The organism is Corynebacterium sp. zg254, from assembly GCF_024701495.1.
Classification (GTDB): Bacteria; Actinomycetota; Actinomycetes; order Mycobacteriales; family Mycobacteriaceae; genus Corynebacterium; species Corynebacterium zhongnanshanii.
The window spans coordinates 1,025,567-1,045,154 of the sequence record NZ_WIAR01000001.1 but is presented as its reverse complement, the minus strand read 5'-3'; the positions used below and the strand labels follow the sequence as shown (position 1 = coordinate 1,045,154).

At 60.6% G+C, this 19,588-nt stretch carries 23 protein-coding genes and 4 tRNA genes; 16 read left to right on the top strand and 11 right to left on the bottom strand.

Going from position 1 to position 19,588, the window contains the following annotated elements; genetic code table 11:
• Window positions 1–59: 59 nt before the first annotated feature.
• The 3 genes from GC425_RS04750 to GC425_RS04740 all read left to right on the top strand — a co-directional run bounded on the left by GC425_RS04750 (window position 60) and on the right by GC425_RS04740 (window position 767).
• Window positions 60–141 (top strand) — tRNA-Tyr (locus GC425_RS04750).
• A 430-nt stretch (window positions 142–571) separates the two neighbouring features.
• Window positions 572–644: transfer RNA gene (locus GC425_RS04745), tRNA-Thr, on the top strand.
• A 46-nt stretch (window positions 645–690) separates the two neighbouring features.
• Window positions 691–767 (top strand) — tRNA-Met (locus GC425_RS04740).
• 109 nt (window positions 768–876) lie between these two features.
• Here the strand turns inward: GC425_RS04740 and GC425_RS04735 are convergent.
• The 3 genes from GC425_RS04735 to GC425_RS04725 form a co-directional block, all read right to left on the bottom strand.
• Window positions 877–1,092 carry a hypothetical protein gene (locus GC425_RS04735; RefSeq protein ID WP_151843659.1) on the bottom strand — a complete coding sequence of 72 codons (216 nt, stop codon included), beginning with the start codon at window positions 1,090–1,092 and terminating at the stop codon, window positions 877–879.
• A gap of 30 nt (window positions 1,093–1,122) precedes the next feature.
• Window positions 1,123–1,755: a hypothetical protein gene (locus GC425_RS04730; protein WP_151843660.1), complete on the bottom strand. Its 633-nt coding sequence runs from the start codon at window positions 1,753–1,755 to the stop codon at window positions 1,123–1,125.
• A 188-nt stretch (window positions 1,756–1,943) separates the two neighbouring features.
• Window positions 1,944–2,699 (bottom strand): response regulator transcription factor, encoded by a 756-nt coding sequence (locus GC425_RS04725; protein ID WP_151843661.1) that lies wholly within the window; start codon window positions 2,697–2,699, stop codon window positions 1,944–1,946.
• 73 nt (window positions 2,700–2,772) lie between these two features.
• Here GC425_RS04725 and GC425_RS04720 point away from each other — a divergent pair, with 73 nt between their 5' ends.
• On the top strand, window positions 2,773–3,894 hold the full coding sequence (locus GC425_RS04720; protein WP_151843662.1) for an MsnO8 family LLM class oxidoreductase: 1,122 nt from the start codon (window positions 2,773–2,775) through the stop codon (window positions 3,892–3,894).
• 114 nt (window positions 3,895–4,008) lie between these two features.
• Here the strand turns inward: GC425_RS04720 and GC425_RS04715 are convergent, their stop codons facing one another.
• A complete protein-coding gene (locus tag GC425_RS04715) occupies window positions 4,009–5,028 on the bottom strand; it encodes a prephenate dehydrogenase (RefSeq protein WP_151843663.1) in 1,020 nt (339 codons plus the stop codon).
• A gap of 39 nt (window positions 5,029–5,067) precedes the next feature.
• Between GC425_RS04715 and GC425_RS04710 the strand changes: the two genes are divergently transcribed.
• From GC425_RS04710 to GC425_RS04685, 6 genes are all read left to right on the top strand, one after another.
• Window positions 5,068–5,577, top strand: coding sequence for a tRNA adenosine deaminase-associated protein (locus GC425_RS04710; protein WP_151842243.1), 510 nt, complete (start codon window positions 5,068–5,070; stop codon window positions 5,575–5,577).
• Between the two features lies 1 nt (window position 5,578).
• Window positions 5,579–6,214, top strand: coding sequence for a nucleoside deaminase (locus tag GC425_RS04705; RefSeq protein WP_231699656.1), 636 nt, complete (start codon window positions 5,579–5,581; stop codon window positions 6,212–6,214).
• 111 nt (window positions 6,215–6,325) lie between these two features.
• On the top strand, window positions 6,326–6,499 hold the full coding sequence (locus tag GC425_RS04700; RefSeq protein ID WP_187767897.1) for a hypothetical protein: 174 nt from the start codon (window positions 6,326–6,328) through the stop codon (window positions 6,497–6,499).
• 171 nt (window positions 6,500–6,670) lie between these two features.
• A tRNA-Ser gene (locus tag GC425_RS04695) sits at window positions 6,671–6,758 on the top strand.
• Window positions 6,759–7,803: 1,045 nt separating this feature from the next.
• On the top strand, window positions 7,804–8,061 hold the full coding sequence (locus tag GC425_RS04690; protein ID WP_151843665.1) for a hypothetical protein: 258 nt from the start codon (window positions 7,804–7,806) through the stop codon (window positions 8,059–8,061).
• A 276-nt stretch (window positions 8,062–8,337) separates the two neighbouring features.
• The gene (locus tag GC425_RS04685; RefSeq protein ID WP_192930342.1) at window positions 8,338–8,502 is read left to right on the top strand and encodes a hypothetical protein; all 165 of its coding nucleotides are present in this window, start codon (window positions 8,338–8,340) and stop codon (window positions 8,500–8,502) included.
• A gap of 386 nt (window positions 8,503–8,888) precedes the next feature.
• Here the strand turns inward: GC425_RS04685 and GC425_RS04680 are convergent, their stop codons facing one another.
• The 3 genes from GC425_RS04680 to GC425_RS04670 all read right to left on the bottom strand — a co-directional run bounded on the left by GC425_RS04680 (window position 8,889) and on the right by GC425_RS04670 (window position 12,460).
• Window positions 8,889–10,670: an FGGY-family carbohydrate kinase gene (locus GC425_RS04680; RefSeq protein ID WP_151843666.1), complete on the bottom strand. Its 1,782-nt coding sequence runs from the start codon at window positions 10,668–10,670 to the stop codon at window positions 8,889–8,891.
• 184 nt (window positions 10,671–10,854) lie between these two features.
• Window positions 10,855–11,457, bottom strand: coding sequence for a superoxide dismutase (locus tag GC425_RS04675; protein WP_151842240.1), 603 nt, complete (start codon window positions 11,455–11,457; stop codon window positions 10,855–10,857).
• 109 nt (window positions 11,458–11,566) lie between these two features.
• Window positions 11,567–12,460: a patatin family protein gene (locus GC425_RS04670; RefSeq protein WP_257822232.1), complete on the bottom strand. Its 894-nt coding sequence runs from the start codon at window positions 12,458–12,460 to the stop codon at window positions 11,567–11,569.
• Between the two features lie 61 nt (window positions 12,461–12,521).
• Here GC425_RS04670 and GC425_RS04665 point away from each other — a divergent pair, with 61 nt between their 5' ends.
• Window positions 12,522–13,289 (top strand): glycerophosphodiester phosphodiesterase family protein, encoded by a 768-nt coding sequence (locus tag GC425_RS04665; protein ID WP_257822230.1) that lies wholly within the window; start codon window positions 12,522–12,524, stop codon window positions 13,287–13,289.
• A 47-nt stretch (window positions 13,290–13,336) separates the two neighbouring features.
• The gene (locus tag GC425_RS04660) at window positions 13,337–14,251 is read left to right on the top strand and encodes a DUF5926 family protein (RefSeq protein ID WP_257822228.1); all 915 of its coding nucleotides are present in this window, start codon (window positions 13,337–13,339) and stop codon (window positions 14,249–14,251) included.
• 22 nt (window positions 14,252–14,273) lie between these two features.
• Here GC425_RS04660 and GC425_RS04655 read toward each other — a convergent pair whose 3' ends face one another.
• Window positions 14,274–14,774, bottom strand: coding sequence for a hypothetical protein (locus GC425_RS04655; RefSeq protein ID WP_257822226.1), 501 nt, complete (start codon window positions 14,772–14,774; stop codon window positions 14,274–14,276).
• The gene (locus GC425_RS04650) at window positions 14,771–15,190 is read right to left on the bottom strand and encodes a GtrA family protein (protein WP_257822224.1); all 420 of its coding nucleotides are present in this window, start codon (window positions 15,188–15,190) and stop codon (window positions 14,771–14,773) included. The genes GC425_RS04655 and GC425_RS04650 overlap by 4 nt, the downstream gene beginning before the upstream one ends.
• A gap of 233 nt (window positions 15,191–15,423) precedes the next feature.
• On the opposite strand from GC425_RS04650, the gene GC425_RS04645 reads away from it, so the two are divergent.
• Window positions 15,424–15,654, top strand: coding sequence for a hypothetical protein (locus GC425_RS04645; protein WP_225723488.1), 231 nt, complete (start codon window positions 15,424–15,426; stop codon window positions 15,652–15,654).
• Window positions 15,655–15,714: 60 nt separating this feature from the next.
• Here the strand turns inward: GC425_RS04645 and GC425_RS04640 are convergent, their stop codons facing one another.
• Window positions 15,715–16,659: a restriction endonuclease gene (locus GC425_RS04640; protein WP_257822221.1), complete on the bottom strand. Its 945-nt coding sequence runs from the start codon at window positions 16,657–16,659 to the stop codon at window positions 15,715–15,717.
• Window positions 16,660–16,843: 184 nt separating this feature from the next.
• Between GC425_RS04640 and GC425_RS04635 the strand changes: the two genes are divergently transcribed.
• The 3 genes from GC425_RS04635 to GC425_RS04625 all read left to right on the top strand — a co-directional run bounded on the left by GC425_RS04635 (window position 16,844) and on the right by GC425_RS04625 (window position 17,875).
• Window positions 16,844–17,302, top strand: coding sequence for a hypothetical protein (locus tag GC425_RS04635; RefSeq protein ID WP_257822219.1), 459 nt, complete (start codon window positions 16,844–16,846; stop codon window positions 17,300–17,302).
• Window positions 17,293–17,661 carry a hypothetical protein gene (locus GC425_RS04630; protein ID WP_257822218.1) on the top strand — a complete coding sequence of 123 codons (369 nt, stop codon included), beginning with the start codon at window positions 17,293–17,295 and terminating at the stop codon, window positions 17,659–17,661. The genes GC425_RS04635 and GC425_RS04630 overlap by 10 nt, the downstream gene beginning before the upstream one ends.
• A 76-nt stretch (window positions 17,662–17,737) precedes the next feature.
• Window positions 17,738–17,875, top strand: coding sequence for a hypothetical protein (locus GC425_RS04625; protein ID WP_257822216.1), 138 nt, complete (start codon window positions 17,738–17,740; stop codon window positions 17,873–17,875).
• A gap of 98 nt (window positions 17,876–17,973) precedes the next feature.
• Here the strand turns inward: GC425_RS04625 and GC425_RS04620 are convergent, their stop codons facing one another.
• A complete protein-coding gene (locus GC425_RS04620) occupies window positions 17,974–19,326 on the bottom strand; it encodes an exonuclease domain-containing protein (RefSeq protein ID WP_257822214.1) in 1,353 nt (450 codons plus the stop codon).
• Window positions 19,327–19,588: the final 262 nt, after the last annotated feature.

Sequence of the window (19,588 nt, the reverse complement as noted above, 5' to 3'; positions counted from 1 at the left end):
CTGATTTGCGTGAGTGTGGGGGTTTCGTAGTAGAGTACCTAACGCACGTTAAAGTGCGCGCCAGATTGCCCGAGCGGCCAAAGGGAGCGGATTGTAAATCCGTCGGCATTGCCTACGTTGGTTCGAATCCATCATCTGGCACAGTTCACAACCCGCGGGACTCGTTGAGTCCCGCGGGTTTCTGCTTTCCGCTTCTCGCCTTCCGGCCGTGTTGGAAGGCGCCGCGGCACAACCATAGGATTATTTCGCTCTTTCGAGATTTTGTCCTGGGGAAATGCTCAAGAAAGGGGACAAAATCCTATGATTGTGCCAGCGTGCTTATCGCCGACAGGGCTGGCAATGTCTCAGCCGGTGCTGTCGGGATTGTCTGGGCCGCGCCAATTGTCCGCTCTAGAGAGTCCGGGCGACATGGCTGCCATGACTAGCACGGTTGCGAGTGGGTAGATAACCGTGCATTTTTGTGGATCTACCTGCTGATTTGTGTATCTTTTCGCTATTAGTTAAGCTAGTCGAGTCTTACAGAGCAAGACAGCGCAAAGAAAGAAGGCGCGGGATTGCATAGTAAAGATGCGCCCCCTTAGCTCAGTCGGCAGAGCGTTTCCATGGTAAGGAAAAGGTCGACGGTTCGATTCCGTCAGGGGGCTCTGTCAATGCCTGTGCTCTAAGCTTCAGGTTTTGACCAACTAACGTGGCGGTGTAGCTCAGCTGGTTAGAGCGCACGACTCATAATCGTGAGGTCGGGGGATCGAGTCCCCCCACCGCTACCACTAAGAAATCCCGGCAGGATCCTGCCGGGATTTTGTTTTGCTTGCGTCGCTCTTGAGTTCAGAGGGGCGTTGCAGGCTCGCTCTCGATCAACCATCTGCCTGCTATGAATCAGCTGTCCGAGGCGCGCACCTCATTTGCTGGCCTGCGCGCTTCCGCTTCTTTCTGTTTGCGGAGACGCCGCCACGTGATGCCAGTTGCGGTCAAAGCCAATACACCTATCGTCAGGGAAGCAACGTCGGCTTTGCCCAGGAAGAATAGGACAACGTTGAGCAGTCCAAGTAGCAAAAATATCCACGATAGGATCAGATTCTCTTGACGATCCATGGTTTTCCTCCTCATAGTGAGATCGCGGGTTTATTTTTGTGGGGTACAGGCAGGAACTGGGACACCGGGTACTTGCCAAATTATAATCCCCTGGTCATTCCAATCGCATAGGCTTCCTGCTCCAGCAAGGGCCATGACTCCTGCTGCTACCCACCCTATAGGTCCACTAAGCCCTTCGGCGACGAGCAGACTAGTGATACCTGCGACGTCAGCGCCGGCGGTAACGAGCTTATTGACTTTTGAGAGGACGTCGTGGCTGATATAAACCTTCTCAATTGGGCCCCACCTGTCGATCTTGGTTTCATTGCCGTAGGTGGTGATCGTTGGAGTGTCATCGGAAGTCGAGACGCCGTTGGCGATAGCAACGAATTCATCGATCCGGTCTGCGGCATCCTCGTTGCTGTGACGCACGTTTGATGGAATGTGTGCAGAAACGGTGCCGTCCTCAGATACCTTGATATACCGTCCCAATTTCTCGAACGCCAAGCGGTCTTCCTCTGAGCGGTATTCGATGCGTGTTGTGCCCTGTGCATCTTGTCCGGCATCTTGCTGATTTGACTGATTCGACGTCACAGGAGCGGCTTGCGCTGCGGGGACGAATACTAACGCAGTGCTTGCTAGGGCTATGGCCGTGTAGCGCGAGATTGTTGTTACGTGGGGCATGATATCTCCTTCATCTGTATCGAGATGTTCACATTCTGTAGTGTGCGTGCTTTTTAGAGGTGTGGACTGGACTGCCTCCTTATGCTTTGGGTGAACAACGTATGCGCCTCATTATCGTTCGTTGAGCAGAAAATATCTAGACCAGCGCTGCAACTCTGTACTTAAGTACAGAGTTGCTTGCCGTGCCGCTAAGACTGGTGGTATTTAGCGATCAGCTCCGTGCGCGATGCTGTGCCGGTGGCTTTCAGAACTGCCGAGGCCTTCTGTTTGATGGAGGAGACGGAGTAGTTCAATTCTTCAGCGATGCGCTTATTGGGGAAGCCTTGGAGCAGCAGGTCCATTACAAGCAGTTCGGATTCGCTGAGAATGTCAGCGGCGTTCTTCACCAAGCTGTCAGCCGCGATTCCGTCGGCACCCTCGCCGTCGGCGGCGCTGCGGTGCGCCGCGCTGCCGTGGGCTGCCCTGCCGTGCGCCGCGCTCCCGCCCGAGGTCCCGCCGTGCGGGCTGCCGCACGCAGCGCTCATCTTTACAAGCCTCATCTCAACAAGCCTGCGCACACTCGCGATCGATAACGCTGCCCCGCCATGAGCCGCATTCCGGACGGCGGCGAGGATCGCGTCCGGCGTCTGGCTTTTCAGCACGTACCCCACCGCGCCCATGCGCAAGCACTCCAGCATCGCCTCCTCGGAATGCTCAGACGCCAACACGATAAACGGCACCGGATAGTCCCGCTGCAAATGCTCAATCAGTTCCCATCGATCAATATCGGGCAGTTCCATGCCGGTCAGAATGAGGTCGCACGTGTTTTCATCCAACCATTCCAGCGCCTGCACCCCAGACGCCATCACGTCAATTAACGTCATATCGCGAGCGCTGGAAATATGCGCAGGCAGGGTATCCAGAATGGCGGGGTCGTTGTCGATAATCAGGATCCGGGTGCTCATAGTGTTCGGGGTTGAGTGTCTCGCGTGCCGATCATCATGGTAGCGCAGCGCCGCAATTTATTAGGGTGGGCTTATGCGTTTTTCTCTGTTGGATCGGGCTATCACGACTGTCGATTTTTCTTCCGACGCCGCCGTTCTCCACGCCGTGACCACTCACGCGAAATCGGCCGAATCCATGGGGTTTCATCGCTTTTTTGTGGCGGAGCATCATGCGGTGCCAGGAATCGCGGGTTCGCAACCCGCGATCCTGGCGAACCATATTTTGAACAATACGTCTACGCTGCGTGTGGGTACGGGCGGGATTATGGTGCCAACGTATCCGCCGCTGGTGGTGGCAGAGCAGGCCGCTACTCTGCAGGCGTTGCATCCGGGGCGTGTGGATGTGGGGCTGGGGTCGTCGGTGGGGTTTACGCAGCCGGTACGGGAGGCGTTGCGTCAGGAAGATGCGGTGGCGGTGAAAAAGAGGTTTGGGGAGGACCTCGCGGAGGTGGTGCGGTATCTGAGGGGCGAGGCTCCAATTACGCAGCGCCCGCAGCTCGCCGCGGATACGGCGAGCGCGCCGGCTGCTGGTGCTGGCGCGGTGTCCGCGGATGCGGAGCGCTCGAGCGCTGTGCCGGGCGAGCCTCCCGCCGGCGCTAGCGGAACGCCCGCGGGACCTCCCGCCGGCGCGCCCGCCGCGCCGCCGGTGTTCGTGCTCGCCGGCTACCGCTCCGCACTCGAAGCCGCACGCCTTGGCCTGGGTGTGATCCTCGGCGGGCCCATCGACACCCAAGTCGCCGCAGCCGAAGCATACATAGAAAACTTCCGCGAAGGAGCCCTGGGCTCTCCACACATCATCCCGTCTCTGCACGTGGCGGTGGGGGAGGAGGAGGCTTGGGCGTCGGATTTATTATTGCCAGAAGCCTACTCCCAGGCAGTATCACAGACCACAGGGCGATTCGAGCCGCTGCAGCCCGCCCGCAACCTGGACCTGGACGCGCTGAGCGAGCAACAGCGGCAACGCGTCCGGCAGATGCAGGCGCAGCACCTGACCGGCACGCCGGAGCGTGTGCACGAGGCGCTGCACGGCATCGCCGATCGGATTGGCGGCAGCGACTACACCATCGACGAGTTCCTCATCACCGGGGACATCCCCGACCGCGAGGGGCGGGAGGAGAGCGAACGGCTGCTCATGGAGATCGCCCGCGGGTGGTAGCGCGCACCGCGCGCTGGCGGCGCGGCGTGGGATAGCGCGACAGGGTGCCCGCGTGCCAGTGCGCGGAGCGGCACCGACCCGGCAGCGCGCCGCGACAGTGCTCCGCGCGCCGGGTCAGATAATCGTGATCTCCGCGCCGGCCTGCTCCGCCGCATCCAGCTGCGAGATCCACCGCGGCTTCCCGGGGTGCACGTTGAAGATGGGGCGGTTGGTGGCGTCGCCTTTGGAGCGGCCCGCGCGCGCCTCGAACCGGCCGCGCGCAGCGAACCCGTCCTCGGTCAGGCCCCGCACGGAGCCGCCGCTGGCCAGATCCTCGCGGGCCTGACGGATCAGCTCCACGGCCTCGTCCAGCGCTTCTACCAGGCCTTCTCGGTTGTTTTCACACATTGCGCGCACCAGGTGCGGTTCCGTTCCGGCCACGCGGGTGGCGTCGCGGAAGGAGGAGGCAGCCAGGCTCAGCGCCAACGGCCCACCCAGGTCGCCGCCGATGGCGACGGTCTCGGCCACGATGTGCGGCAGGTGGGAGATCCGCGCCACCGCACGGTCGTGGTTCTTCGCGTGCGCCGGCACCACCACCGCCCCGGCGGCGTGCGCCATGTCCACCACGGCGTGCCACGTTTTCGTCCACGGGTTCGTCCGCGACGGCGCCTGCCCGGCCGAGCCGATCGGCGCGTTATCGTGCGCGACTACCCACACGGCGCCGTCGAACAGGCCGTGCATGGTGGCTTTCCAGCCGGAGTCGGCGGTCCCCGCCATCGGGTGGCCGCCTACGAACCGCGCCTCCAGCCCATGCGCGCGCACCCGCTCCAGCACGGGCGCTTTCACGGACGTCACGTCCGTCAGGCCGCACTCTGGCGCGTGCTCGGCAATCGCCTCCAGCAGGGAATCCAGCGCGGGCATCGGCACGCCCAGCACCAGCAGCGCGTTGTCCTCCCGCGCGCGGACCAGCACGTCCTCCAGGTTCCCCGTCACGTCGTAGCCATCCGCGGTGGCGGCGCGCACCGTGGACTCCGAACGGTTCCAGCCGTAGGCGTTGAAGCCCGCGGCGGCAAGATCGCGCAGCAGCGAACCACCGATCAGGCCGAGGCCCAGGATGCAGACGGAGGGGGCGTCGGGGGAATTTTTTACGTTCACACTACCCAGTGAACCACACAACCGACTACCGTTGTGCGTATGACTAACAGCAATGATGCAGACGAGATCACCTTCGCCGTTGCCGCCGTGGGCCGCGAGGGCAGCTGGGACGTGAAGGAGCTGCAGAGTGACTCTCTGAAAAGCCTGGACGAACTGGTCAAAGAGCTGCGAGGGCTGCGCGCCGAGGGTGCGCTGGTGTGCTTCGTGTGCATGGACGACGACTGGTCTGCCATTGTTCGCCCTGTGCCGGGCGGTGCGCGCCTATTATTATCCGACGCCACCGCGGCGTTAGATTACTATCTCGCCAATGACATTCTGGATGAGTTGGGGGTAGATTCTCCGTCCGAGGAAGAGGTCGAGGAGTGTGACGAGCCGTGGCCTGAAGGGGATTTTGAGTTGCTGGAGGACCTGGGGGCGTCGGAGCAGGTGTTGACCGTGATCTTCGACGACGAGGAGTTGTACGCATCCGAGCAGGTGATGCGTGTGGCTGAGGAGTTGGGTTTTGCGGAGCAGCTGGCTGACGAGGTGGGCCTGGAGCTGGACTACTAGCGTGGGCGCGGGCAGGCTGATCGGGGCGGGACTGCCGCAGCCGCAAGCGGACGCCGCCGATGAGCGGTGGATGCGCCGTGCGTTCGAGGTGGCGTCGGCAACTCCGGCGGGGGATGTGCCGGTAGGGGCAGTGATCGTGTCCCCGCAGGGGCAGGAGCTGGGGTGCGGGACGAACCGGCGCGAAGCGGATGGGGACCCGCTGGGACATGCGGAGATCGCCGCGATGCGCGAGGCCGTGCGCGCTGTGTGCGTGCCGGGCCCGCGCGGAGGCGCGGGCACGGGCGCGCACGCCGAGGGTGGCGCCGGTGACGTGAGTGCTTCCGGTGACGTGAGCGCTGGGGCCGGTGACGGAAGCACTGGCGGTGACGTGAGCGCCGGCGGCATCGACGGGTGGCGGCTCACCGGCTGCACGGCGTATGTGACCCTGGAACCATGCGCGATGTGCGCCGGCGCGCTGGTAGGAGCCCGCGTGCACAGGATCGTGTTCGCATCCTATGAACCAAACACCGGGGCCTGCGGGAGCGTGTGGGACATCCCGCGGGAGCATCCCCTCCACAAAACCCAAGTGCGCGGCGGCGTGCTGGAAGAACAGGGCACAGCGCTGCTCTCGGAGTTTTTCGCGAGGCTTCGGGGATGAGAGGCGGCGTCGTCGGTAAAGGGGACAACGGGGAGCCCCTGCACGCGGCAACATTTTTCCGTACGGTGGTAGATGGACAGAAACGAGAAGATTAATTTCAAGGAGTGACACATGGGACTCGGAGATCTTGGAAACAAGGCAAAGGACCTCGCGTCCGACAACCGCGACAAGATTGAAGACAAGGCTGGACAGATCGCTGACGACAAGCTTGGCGACAACGCCGACAAGGGCAAGGACGCCCTGAGCAAGGGCCTGGACAAGGTTCTGGGCGAGGACGAGAAGTAGATTCTCGTTGCGGGCCGGCTGGCTTGGGGCTGGCGGCCTTTTACACTGAACAGGCGCACTCCGGTTTTCGGAGCGCGCCTGTTTTTCTGGCTGGTTGCCAGCTGTGTTAATCTGTATCGTGCTGTGTTGCAGGGAAGCCGTCGACGGTTTCCAGGCTACAAAACAGCAGATGGTAGTGTGTCCGAGCGGCCGAAGGTGCTCGCCTCGAAAGCGAGTGTTGGGTAACCCCCAACCGCGGGTTCAAATCCCGCCACTACCGCAAATCACTTTCCCCAGTTCAGCGATGAGCTGGGGATTAGTCGTATCTGTGCAGGTGGGGGCGCTGTTGCAGTCTATTCCACGCGAGTCCATTTTGGACACCCCCGGTGGTCAAAGTTTGGTCAAAATAATCAGGGTTATGCGACAAAATTCGTGTCTGCTGTCGGGGTGTCTCGGTCGTGTTGGGAGGCGCCCTGGCACAACCATAGGATTATTTCGCTCTTTCGAGATTTTGTCCTGGGGAAATGCTCAACAACTGCGACAAAGTCCTATGGTTGTGCGGGGGAGATTACGCGGCACGCTGTGTGTCTGGTGCCGGTATACGGCATTTTGAAGAGTTCCGGGTTTTGTTCCGTTTGAGTCGAAGGAGAAGCCTGAGGCGCTTCGCATCGCGGCGGAGTAGTACGTAACCGTCAAAATCCCCAGACTCGTACATATGCCGAGCGGCATGGTGTTCCGGGGTGCGTCTTTGGCGTCGCGTGGTGGGGCTGATTTGCCTCGGGTTAACCGGGATCTTCAGCGGTTGTGGGATGAGTCTGGGGCGCGTGATGTGCGTGAGTTTGGGGAGTTTCTTGAACAGCGTCGCCTCATTGGTGGAGAGCCTTGGCCGGCTTTGACGCGTGTGCAGGTGCCGGCCTATCGGGGTGACGGCACCTCTAGGGTGTTTCCGGGTGAGTCGTTGCCCGCGGATTTGAATCGGGTTGTGGCTCATGTGCTGCATGGTTGGCGTGATCAACCGCGTAGGGGTGAGGAGGTGGTGAAGCATTCTGAGGATTCTCGTATGGGGCATACGTGGGATTCTCAGCGTGTGCGTGCGTCGAAGTTCCCGAAGTCGTGGAGTGATCAGAAGATTGCTCATGCTGTCGTGGAGACGCTGGAAAACCCGGAGTACTACGAACCGGCGACAAGAAACGGAAGACGGAGAGTTTTCCGGAACTTTGAAGGTGTTACCGTGAAAGCAGAATATACTGTTGTCAACGGTACGGCTAAAGACGGTTCCGTTAGCGTGTACCCTGTTGATCAGGTAGGAAGAAAGGCAGTGCGTCATGGAAACTGATTATGAGGTTTATGAATGGCTTGATCGTGTGCTGCCTCCTCATGTGTATCGGGAAATGGCGCAGCAGGCTTATGACGCTGGCGAGCCTGATTCGGCTGTTGCTGATTTGTTGGAGGAAGCTGTGGAAGCCGGTGCCCTTCCGCCAGAGATTCTTCAGCGTCTGAAGCTCGAATATCCGGAGGATCCGGTCGTGAGCCCAATTATTGAGATTTGTGAGCGTAAGTTGGAATCTGGTGAGCTTCCTTAGCCCTGGATCCACGGTAGTGTCTTAGTTCTTGGATCGAGGCACTGTTAGCAAAACTGGTAGGGATAAGCCTGCCTATCTGATAAAAAGCAGGTTTTTAGCAAATACAGCGCCGTCCAGCCGGTGGAACACACAGTTTGTGTGTCTGGGTTCGATTCCCAGCGTCCGCACCAAACCCCACACCACACGTACCGGCCGAAAAGGCCTAGTGGTGCTGGGTTTTTCTCATGCCCACACTCAGTGGTCGGCAAAACCCCTGAAAAAGGAGAACACTTTTACATGCACAGCAACACCTGGCTCCGATTCATCGAAGGTGCCCACGGAGGCCAACACACCACCAACACCACCGCCGATGAAGTAGACACCACCACAGAGGCCAGTGACGACACCGACACTGACGACACGGCACAGTCGCAGAAATGGAAACCCAGGCGTCGGCGCTAGTACAACCTAATGGCACCACATCACGCCAGGCTGAAGACCGCAACCAAGGACGTGCCACCCACACCGGAACAAAAGCAGCCGTATGTACGTGAAAAGTGGGGTGCCGAGAACCAAAAGTGGCTCGGGTCCGCCCACGCCCCGGAGGAGGTAGTGGCTTCGGTTGTGTGCGGGTCTGGGGATTCTGGAGGTGCACGTATAGAGGCCGGCTGTGGCGGGGTCGGCAGTGATGGTGAGCAGGGTTGTGAAGCTTGGCGGAGGAGGCGGGGTCGGGGTTCACGACCGTTTCGAGTGCTTGGCTGGGCTTGGCTGGCCTTGGCTGGGCTTGACCTCCTGGGAGGTGCAAATTGTTCGCTCAAAACGCCAAATTTGGGCCCAAATTTGGCGTTTTAGTCGAACAATTTGTAGGGGATCTCGGAGAGAGTGCGCTGGAGTTTCAGGTGTAACTCCTGGGCTTTCGCGTACGTGGCGTGAGCCTGCGCGTTGTGGGGGATCACGCGCTGATCGCACGGAGCGCGGTGCGGTTGGTGCTCGGGGTGTGATCGGCACTCGCTGTGCTGATCCGACAGCTTGGAGTGTGGTTGGTGCGCAGGCTGTGATTCTTGCTCGGGGCTAGCCCGCTGGACGTGCTGCTCGCGAAGCGCCTCCGACGCAGCAAACGCCGCCCCCACCAAAGACGCATGCGCGTCAGGTGCAGCCTCCACAGGCCTACCCGTAACATCCGCGAAGATCTCCAGCCATGGGCGGGACGCGGCCCCACCACCCGTGATGGGAAGCACCCCATGCTGTTCTCCAGCCGGGATAGCAGGAGCTAGGCTCAGCGCCACGCCTTCCAGAACTGCCTTATAGAGGTCAGCCTCAGTGTGCACTCCGGTGAGGCCGACCAGGGCTGCCGTGGCGGAGTCGTCCCGGATAGGGAAGCGTTCGCCGTGGAGGCTGGGCAGGCTGGTAATCCCGGTCCAGCCGCGGTGTGGGTTCACGCTCTGCTGTGCGCTCGCCTCGCGCTCGTGTTCCGCTTCCCGCTGTGCGCTCACCTCTCGGTGGTCCTCCGCTCCGCTCTGCATGAGCAGCGCATCAGCTTCCTCGGGAGTCGCTCCGCCAAGGATCCGCTCTCGTGCCCACTGCGCCGTCCCGCCCGCGGACAGGACGGCCGCGATAGCCAGCGCCCGCCCACCGGGAAGCGCGAGCGTGTGAAAAGCGCCAGGCCAGTCGGGCCGCTGGCCGTCCTCAAGAATCTCGGCGTACCACCCGGACGTTCCCAGATACACGTATCCCGATCCAACTGAACCCGAACCACCCGGTCCCGCCGAACCCACACCATCCGACACCTCTGATCCTGTCGCGCGCTCGGCGGCACTCGGCGCCGAGCCCACACCACCCGGCACCTTTGATCCTGTCGCGCGCTCGGCGACACGCGGAGCCGAGCCCACTCCACCCAGTGTTCCCGACCCCGCTCCACCCAGCACCCCGAGGCTCGTGGCCCCGGCATCCCCAGGCGCGAGCACCACCTGTGTGTCCTCGGCAAGCCCCAGGTCATTGACGCCCACCGAACCGATCACCCCATTGCTGATCTCCGGCAGCGCCTCCATCGGCATCCCCGCGGCGCGTGCCACGCGCGCGGACCAGGTCCGGGTCGCGAAGTCCATAAGCCCCGTGGTGGACGCCGTGGTGCAGTCCACGTGGAATCCGAGCCCCAGCCGCGCCGCGATGTACCCAGCCGGCCCGAACAGGACGCGCTGCGTGCCCGCCGGCACACCTCTCATCCACATGGCCGCTGGCGAGTTCGCGCCCTGTTCGTTGCCGGCGATGCGCTCCCAGTCTGGGAGGCGTTCGTGGAGCACGCGGGCTTCGCTCGTCGCGCTCGTGTCTGTGTAGAGCGTGGCCGGAGCGACGGCCCGCCCGGCGGCGTCTGTGCACACGAGATCCTGCATCTGGCCGGTGAGGCTGATGATGGAGGGCTTGGCGTCGGGGGAAATTGATGACATTATCCGACGCCAACCAGCCCACCAATCCTCAGCGCACTGGGTGGTGCCGGCGGTGGGGTAGGCGGCTTCGAGGGTGCGCAGTGGTGCGGTGGGGTTGCTGGGGTGGAAGAGTGCGGCTTTGAGGCTGGTTGTTCCGAAGTCGCAGGCGAGGATGAGTGGGGCCATGGGTTCGATGTGTGGGGCCATGGGTTCAGGGTACGGGCCTTGGATCAGGAAGGCCTACAAATTGTTCGCTCAAAACGCCAAATTTGGCCCCAAATTTGGCGTTTTAGTCGAACAATTTGTACAACCTGCAGGCTTTGCGAGCGCGCTGGACAAAAAGAAAGGCCGACCCGAAGGTCGGCCAGCTGGTGCTACAGCCTACTACCTACTACTTAACAGCAGCCTCGTAGCGAGCGGACACCTCATCCCAGTTGAAGACGTTCCACACAGCCTCAACATAGTCAGCCTTCACGTTCTTGTACTGCAGGTAGAACGCGTGCTCCCACATGTCCAGCAGCAGAAGTGGCTCGAGGTCGATGGACAGGTTGCCCTGCTGGTCGGTCATCTGCTCGATAACCAGGCGCTCGCCGATCTTGTCGTAGCCCAGCACTGCCCAGCCGGAGCCCTGCAGGCCCAGGGCGGCTGCCTTGAAGTGAGCCTTAAATGCGTCGAAGGAGCCGAAGTCGCGCTCGATGGCCTCTGCCAGTGCGCCTTCTGGCTGTCCGCCACCGTTAGGGGACAGGTTCTTCCAGAACAGGGAGTGGTTGGTGTGGCCACCGAGGTTGAATGCCAGGTCCTTGGACAGTGCGGTGACGGCGGTGCCGATGTAATCGTTCTTGCGTGCGTCCTCGAGCTTCTCGAGGGCGGCGTTTGCACCGTTAACGTAATTCTGGTGGTGCTTGGTGTGGTGGATTTCCATGATCTCGCCGGAGATGTGTGGCTCCAGTGCGTCGTATGCGTAATCCAGCTCTGGGAGTTCGTACTTTGCCATTGTGTTTTCCCTTACCTTTCCTTGTGTGGGTTTTTCACGTGTAGTATCCAGTGTCCAGATTTTTTGTGGTTTGTGCAACGTTTTTTCGCTGCGGGCGTACAACATAGGCCTACCCCAAACCCAGGAACTCCCGAATCGCGGGCATCTCCCGCCGCGCCTGCGCCAGCCCCGCACGATATGCGCCCTCCAACAGCTTGGGGTTCCGTGTGCCGTTGTTCACCCGCATCTCTTCCGGCGCGAAGATGTACGCCTTGCCCTGGCGTTCCAGCTCGAAGATGTGCTCTTTCGCCTGGTTGTAGCGCGTGTGCCTGGTGATCATAGATTCGGCCAGCAGGGGGTAGTCCTTGTAGTACCGGCGGATGACGGAGGAGAAGCGGGAGGGGCTTTTCACATAGTCGCGTGTGCGCGTCAGCACGAAGAGGTAGCGGTCGAATCCGTCGTGGATGGCCGCGTCGATGGGGATGCCTCCGGTGGGTCCGAAGGCTCCGTCGAACCAGGGCTGGGCGTCGAGTATTACGGGCGGCATGAGGATCGGCAACGTGGAGCTCGCGCGGGCGTGGCGGAAGAAGTCGGCGGTGCTGGTGATGTCTTCGGGCCCCCAGTGGCGGGTTTCGCCGGTGGCGGGGTTGAATCCAGACATGCGGAAGCGCACGTTGGAGTTCACCACTTTGTCCCAGTCCAGTTGGAGGGGGTGGCCGGGTGAGCCGGCTTGGCCGAAGATGAACTCTGAGTTGAAGAAGCCGTTGCCGCGTAGCCAGGTGCGCACGCCGCCGAAGCGGGGGTCGGCGGGGAAGGTGGTGTACATGTCCCGGATGCGTTGGGGTTCGCGGGCGATGTAGTAGGCAACGTGGCTGGTGGAGGCGGAGTTGCCGCCGACCCAGCTGAAGCGCACGTCGGATTCAATGAGGGCTTCTACGACGGCTGCGGAGTAGACCGCGCGCATGGCCCCGCCTTCGAATACCAGGGCGGTATCGGTGACGTTGAAGTCCAGGTTCGTGCTCACAGATCTTAAGGCTAGTACTTCCGGTGGCGAGGTGCGTCCAGGGGGACTAGTAATAGTGTTTATGAAGGTCGTGGCGCACAGAGGTGCTAGCGGAGAGTTGCCGGAACACACCATGGGGGCGTATGAGTTGGCGCTGCGTCAGGGGGCTGATGGGTATGAGTGTGATGTGCGGTTGACGGCGGATCATCAGTTGGTGTGTTTTCATGATCGTTCGGTGGCGCGGACGTGTGTGGATGCGGGGCGTCCGCGGGGGTTGATTTCGCAGATGACGTTGGCGGAGTTGCGGGGGTTGAATTTCGGGACCGTGGAGCGTCCTGCGGGGATTGTGACGTTGCGGGAATTGCTTGATTTTTTCTTCGACGCCGGGGGTCGCGATGGTCAGGAGCTCTTTATTGAAACGAAACACCCGAATCGTTTTGGGGCTGCTGTGGAGTGGGAATTGTTTAAGGAGTTGGAGGCCAGGGGAGCTGCTGGTGGTGGGGGTGGGGGAGGGTGCGCGGAGATGATGCGGCGCGTGCATGTGTTGAGTTTTAATCCGAGTAGTTTGTGGCGTTTTCGGGGGTTGAGTCCGCGCACGCATAGGATTTTGTTGCGCAGGGAGTTTCAGAAGGTGATGAATCCGGCGTTGGAGCGGGCGGGGGTGGTGCATTCGCATGGGGTGTCTTTGGCGCGGGGGAAGGTGCGGCCGGACATTATTGGGCGTTTTGGGCGGGGGACGTATATGTGGACTGTGGATCAGGAGCGGGATGTGATGTGGGCGAAGGCTCGGGGTGTGGATTGGTTGGCGACGAATTTCCCGGGGATGGCGGTGCAGTGGCGGGATGTGTGAGTGGGTGTGAGTGGTGAGTGTTTGCTAGACCCGCTAAACTGTTGCGCGTGTCTAAGAAAAATAAGAATAAGGAACAGCTTCCCGAGGGCATGAGCCGCCGTCAGGCGAAGCTTGCGGCTCGCGCTGCTGAGCGTGCGAAGTTGCAGAAGGACCCTCGCCCTTATGGTGGTTTTGCGATGGAGTCGGACTTGATTGCGTTGCAGGAGTTCGTTCCTTCTGCCCATTTCCAGGCCACTGTGGCGGGTGCCGAGTACCCGATTCACATTGCGACGGTGCTGCCGGGTGCGGTGGCGGCGTTGCGCCGTTCCGAGAGCGATGGTGGCGAGGCTTTTGTTGCGTTGCAGACGCAGCGCAGGGGCGATAACCCTAACCGCGATTTGGCGTACTGCTTGAACTGGGCGTTGAATGCGCAGCCTGGTGCGTCCCTGGACGTGGGGATCGCGGATGGTACTGAGCCTGCGTTGGCGGATCTGTTGGATAAGGAGCAGGTTGCTGACATTCAGGTGTCTCAGGACTTTAGCTGGTGGCTGACGGAAGAGGCGTTGAAGAACCCTCAGATTGCGGCAACTCTGCAGCGTGCGAATGATTCCGTGCTGCCGTCTGACCGGGTGGACGCGTCCGTTCCTGGGGCTGCGTGGTGGATTAATCCGGGCGAGAAGGCTCACATCCGTTGGGTTCGCCCGGAGGAGGAAGCGGAGCTGTTGAACGCGTTGGCTCGTCTGCTGGCTGCCGGTGATCTGCACCTGGGTGAGGGTTCCAAGTTCGCTGGTGTGTTCCGTACCCATGATGTGTTGGTTCCTGTGTGGGACTTGGATAACTCCAAGGGGCACAACGAGTGGGCTGATGGTTTGGAGACGTTGGATGCCAAGATCTCTGAGGCGGTGGCGGCGACGGAGCCGTTGACGGCTGATGAGCAGAAGGCGAAGCAGACGATCGTGTCTCGCGAGGTCACGATCCGCTAGCGCGGTGACGGCCGGCTAGCAGCTACTGGTGCGTGAGGTTGGGCCCACGGCTTTCTTCACGCATCGCCTTGGTCATTTCTACTGTTTTCTTCCATGCGTCCCGCACTTCTTCGCGGGACATTCCTCTTTCCCAGTTTTTTAAAGCGCAGGCGCAGGTGAGTTCAGCTGCGCCTGCGCTCGCCGCGACGAGGGAGGCGTAGCGAGCTGAGGAGGATACTGCGTAGGACAGCGCAAAGTGTCCCGCCGTACAGCTGGCCAGACGACAGTAGATGGGAGCCCATCCGCCGGGTGCGTCGTGTTGGTGTTTGATCGCATAGCGCTGGTCGAAGACGGCAGACAGGGATTCTGTGATCAACCAACCCCAGGTGACGGTGCCTTGGAGGTCAGTGTCCAGGGGCTTGTACGGAAGCAGGCGTGTGCCTCCTGCAGCGAGGGCGAACGTCAATGCAGATGGGACAACACCGGTGATCAGATGTCCAATCCATCGGTACTTCAGGGGGACCGGTTCCCATGTGGTGGTCATGGCGTCTCTTTTCTATGAGAAGCAGGCGCAGCTTCAGCCTGGGACGGGTTGTCAAACACCCAGAAGTTCTGAAGTAAAAAGTTCAGAACCGTGGCGACTGCTTGAGAGAACACCCAGGACCATAAAAGAACGTGCGGCACTTCGGGAAACAGTTTTCTGATTGCGAGGTCAACCAGGATTGCTGCTGTGAAGCATAGGCAGTACACGGCAGCCGCGCGGACTTTCTCTGTCCTGGACCGGTTTCCATTAAAAGTGAAATAGCTGTTCAGGTAATAAGCGACGGTGCTTCCCACGATGTAGCTGCATCCTCTAGCTAAGAAGCCAAGAACGCCTACGTGGAGAAGAAGAGTCCTAGTCCCATAGTCGAAGAAGGCTCCTACTATGCCCACGAGGGTAAAGGTAAGAATCTTCTTCATGGGCTTTCCTTGGAAAATGAGATACCAATACGGTGACAGGCCTGGGGGCCACGGGGTGAGCAGCCGGCGGTCCGCCGACGGATAGGGGATCGCAAAGATCCCGTCTCACCATTCTGCAAAACCGTAACACAGCCAGCTTCACTGAGGCGGCTTTCAAGGCAGTTGAGCTGAGTTACTGGGTCGAACCACCAAGAAATGGACTATTCTGAAGATTCACAAGGAGGAGAAGACTCATGACGCTCAAGAGCCGGATGCACGACGACAGTCTTAAGCTCGATTCGGCGCGCCCAAAGAAGGGGCTCGACATCCCCAGCATCATCCTCCTGGTCATCGGCATCGTCTCAGGAATTGCCGCCTACCAGCTAACTCTCACGACTGAGCTCAACGCGTTAGTGATTGTTCCCTCGGTCGTAGCCGCGACCACTGGAGCATTGAATCTCGTCACCACCAAGGGGCCTCGCTGAGCGCCTCTAGCTCTTCGGTTGCGGAGTGCCTGATTGTCACTCCGTCGCCTGTGGTGGGGATTAGCCCAGCTCGTCCTCTTCAAAGAAGTCATCGTCGATTTCGTAGAGCGTGAATTCGTGGGCCTTGTGAACAGCCACCCCGTAGGCGAGCATCAAGGAGGTGAGCTTGATGCCGTCGATCAGCACGATCTTGCCGTGCCGGTAGCCTGCTGCGGTCTTTTCTGCTGCGGGCTGAAACGAGGAAGTGGTGATGAAGACGCCGAGGTTCGCACCCCTGGCATCGAGCGAACCGATGAAGTTACGCACCTCGGGTTCGCCGACCTTGTTCGAGTCCGCGTAGCGCTTGGCCTGGATGTAGATGTTCGTCAGTCCCAGCGCATCTTGGCGGATGATCCCATCGATGCCGCCGTCACGCGTACGGCCCACGTGCTTTTTCTCTCCGTGTGCGCCACCGTAGCCCATTGCCCACAGCACGTCGATCACCGCGCGCTCGAAGAACTCCGGCGAGGATTCTTGGAGCCTTTTGCGTAGCTTGGTTTCAGTCTGGGTGTTAAACGCATTCTCACCGGCGGTAAGGGATTCCACTGGGTCGGTCGAGTCTTGATTATCTGGGCTCACACTTGGAGCAGTCTCGTCCGCGCGCCGACGCTGGGCAAGCTCTTCCTGATACGCCACCCACACCGGCCACTCCAGCATGTCCCTCTCGGAATACTCGCTCAAAGAACGCTGGTCAACCGCTTTGCCATTGTCGGTGATGCGGTAGTGAGCACGCCGTGGCCGCTCGAGCAGCCCTGCCTGGGTCAGGGCTGAGCAGGCCCAGCCAATGCGGTTGACGTACCGGATTTTGCCCGAGGCGAGCCGTTCACCGCGAACCTCCTGCGACAACCCCATGTGGTCTGCGGCCATCTGGCACACGTCCTTGAAAGCGTGCTCGCCGCCATTACTCAGTACCCGTAAGACAATTGGCCGGAACTGGTCAATTGTTGGGGTGTTGTCCACCGTCATCGCCACTCGCTGCTTTCATTTTGATATCAATGTAATCATTGTGATTCTAACCCGACGCCGGCCTCGGTGGGTGACCGGGTTAACGCCGGGCCCAAGGCCTGGTCGTGTGCGGTGCGACATCCCACTACAATCAGATTCTGTACGACCTGTTTGACTACCTAGACCGTTGGGAGGCAGGTAAACCATGAATGAGCAGCAGAAGCGACACTATCGTGCGCGTATGGCGGTTGCACAGTTGTTCCGTTCTCTCCTCGATGAGGATGGGGAGCGTGACCGCCTCATGAAACGGCTTGGTGTTGAGACCATGCCAGTTATCGTTCCTGCGTTCGGCAGCACTTTGGCCTCTAATATTCGGGAAGCGGCTAGTCGTCACTTCGAAGCTGGCGCCGAACAAATCGTAGTTCCGGTGTGCTTGCCAGTTCATGACCCTGATGGTCTGAAGCTTTGTGTCCTAATCATTTCAACGCATGACGCTAAGACGTTCTGGCAGCTGGATATGAATGAACTTCACGACAGTGTTGACATGGCACAAGTCGTTGAAGCTCTGGAGCCTAGCAGGAAATGGGAAGTTGAAGAACTTGACTCCCAGCTTCTGGGGGTTGCCCACGATGTTCTTGGAGGTGATTTGGACCAATGGCGTTAACCATGGAAGAGGCAGTGGCGATTGCCCAAGGGTATGCAGCTACTAAGGGTGGCTTGGAAGACTGCGTGCATTGTGGCGATGATGCATTTGGTTTTTTCACGCGCGACCAGCCTTCGCCGATGACGCTCGGAGACAGTAGCGTCATCGTTGTCGAAGTTGGTGGGAGCGTCGTTGTAGGGAGTGTGGCGCCGGTATATCTTCCCGACGATTATGAAGTACGGCGGCTTGATGGTTCTGTGCTTCAGACACGTGAAGAAGTGCGTGTTGCGTTAGAGGAAGAAGCTGCGCGTGAGGAAGCTCCGGATGAGATTGAAGAGGGAGAGCTTTCCACGATTGAGATGGGGTTGTCGAATGAGTAGAGTGCCGTCGAGTTTGGATCGGTTTTCGGATCCGCTCACACCGATCAATTATTCAGGGCCACCGACGAATCTTCCTATGCTGTTTGAAGATCTTGGGGTGGAAGGTGCTACCAAAGAAGTGAAGCGTGCTGCGGTGGAGGAGTGGTTGAAAGATAACGAGCCGGTGCCGGTGTTGTTGTGGGATTTGGAAGATGCGGGCTACATCAGCACGTGATCTGCCACGGCTCATGAGGCAGCGCACTATGTGACAGGGAGGGGCAGGTGTAGCTCATGCCTGAGAGGCAGGATGATGAGCGCACCAAATCCCGCGCCCTAGTCCGTGAAGCGGAGGACGTCGCGGGCGACGTCTTCTGCCACGATCGGGATGCCGTAGGCGCGAGCCTTCTGAGCCTTTCCTGATTGCGAATCGGGGTCCGCCGCGATCAGCGCCTTGGTCTTTTTCGCGAGGCCGGCGAGTACCACGCCGTGGGCGTCGAAATAATGAGTCCAATCGCTGGTTGAGTATGCACGCGCGCCGGTGACAGTCACGCGGTCGCCGGGCCGCAATACGATTCCCTGCAACGGGCCCATGCTCGGATCAGGGCCGTGGGCCTCGGTGCCGTAGATGGCGCCCTCCCGCGTGTCCTCATACACCGGGGACGACGAATGATGACGCCCACCCGTCTCCACAGCTTGCGGCTGGAGGGCCTCCTCGGCCGCGGTGTCCGGGATGCCCAACGCACGGGCGACGGCGAGCACGATGGTGCGCTCCTCCTCCGTGATCACGCCATCGGCCCAGGCAAGCTCCAGGAGCTGCGACAGGTATTCCTCGTGCAGATCCTGAAGGCCCTGGCTGCCGATGTTGTTGTCCTTCGCGAACGTCAGCAGCTGGTCCTGCTCCGTGGTGGTCAGCAGCCGGTCCAACAGCACCCTGTCCAGGAGGCTGAAGTAGTTCTCCACGGTGGAGCTCGCCACGGGCTCGCGCTCGTCCACCAGGCCGGCGAACCAGCCGCCGTTGTGCGCGGCCTCGCGGGCCTGCTGGGTTTGCTCGCGGCTTAGTAGCAGCGGCTCGTTGGGCTGCTGGTTTGACTGCCCCGCAGGCTGCGCAGGCGGCTCTGGCTGGAGGAAACCGTTAAACGCCTCGGCCGCGGCGAGCTGCGGCTGGATGGCTTCCTTAAACGCGGATGTGTTGCTCAGGAAATGCTGGAAGACCTGCGTGGTGGCCTCCGCATCGGCCAGGGCTGCGTGTTCGCGCGCGTTGGTGATCCCCAGGTGCTTGCAGCATTCGGCCAGCTTCACGCTGGGCAGCCGCAGGTATTGCTTGGCGAGAGCCATGGTGTCGATGGCGGGGAGGCTGTCCTCGGTGGCGCGACCGCAGCGTCGCAGCTCGTTCTGGATGAACCCGCTGTCGAACGGGGCGTTGTGGGCAACGAGGATCCGCCCGGTGAGGGAGTCGATGAGCTTATCCGCGATGTGTTCGAAGGTGGGCGCGCCGCAGACGTCCGCGGCGGTGATGTGGTGAGTGCTTGTGGCGTCCATGTGACGCTGAGGGTTCACCAACGTTTCCCACGTGTTCTCCACGGCGCCCGACGCATCCAGCTCCACCACACCAATCTCCACGATCCGGTGACCGTGCTTGAAAGAAAAACCGGTGGTTTCTACGTCTATGACTGCGTATCCACGCATGATGGCCTCTTTTCCGTTCTGAAGTGCCCCGGGCTTTGTTCCTCGGCGTGTACCAGGGTTTCCATTATTTCCTGGGGTGGGTGTTGGAGCAAAAACTCTTCCGCGATCTCAGCAGGAGGGGGTATTGCAGCCCCTGGGACACTTCAGATCTACGGCGGAGTAGTACGTGACCGCCAAAATCCCCAGACTCGCACATACACCGAGCGGCTTGGTGTTCCGGGGTGTTTCTTTGGCGTCGCGTGGTGGGTCTGATGTGCCTCGG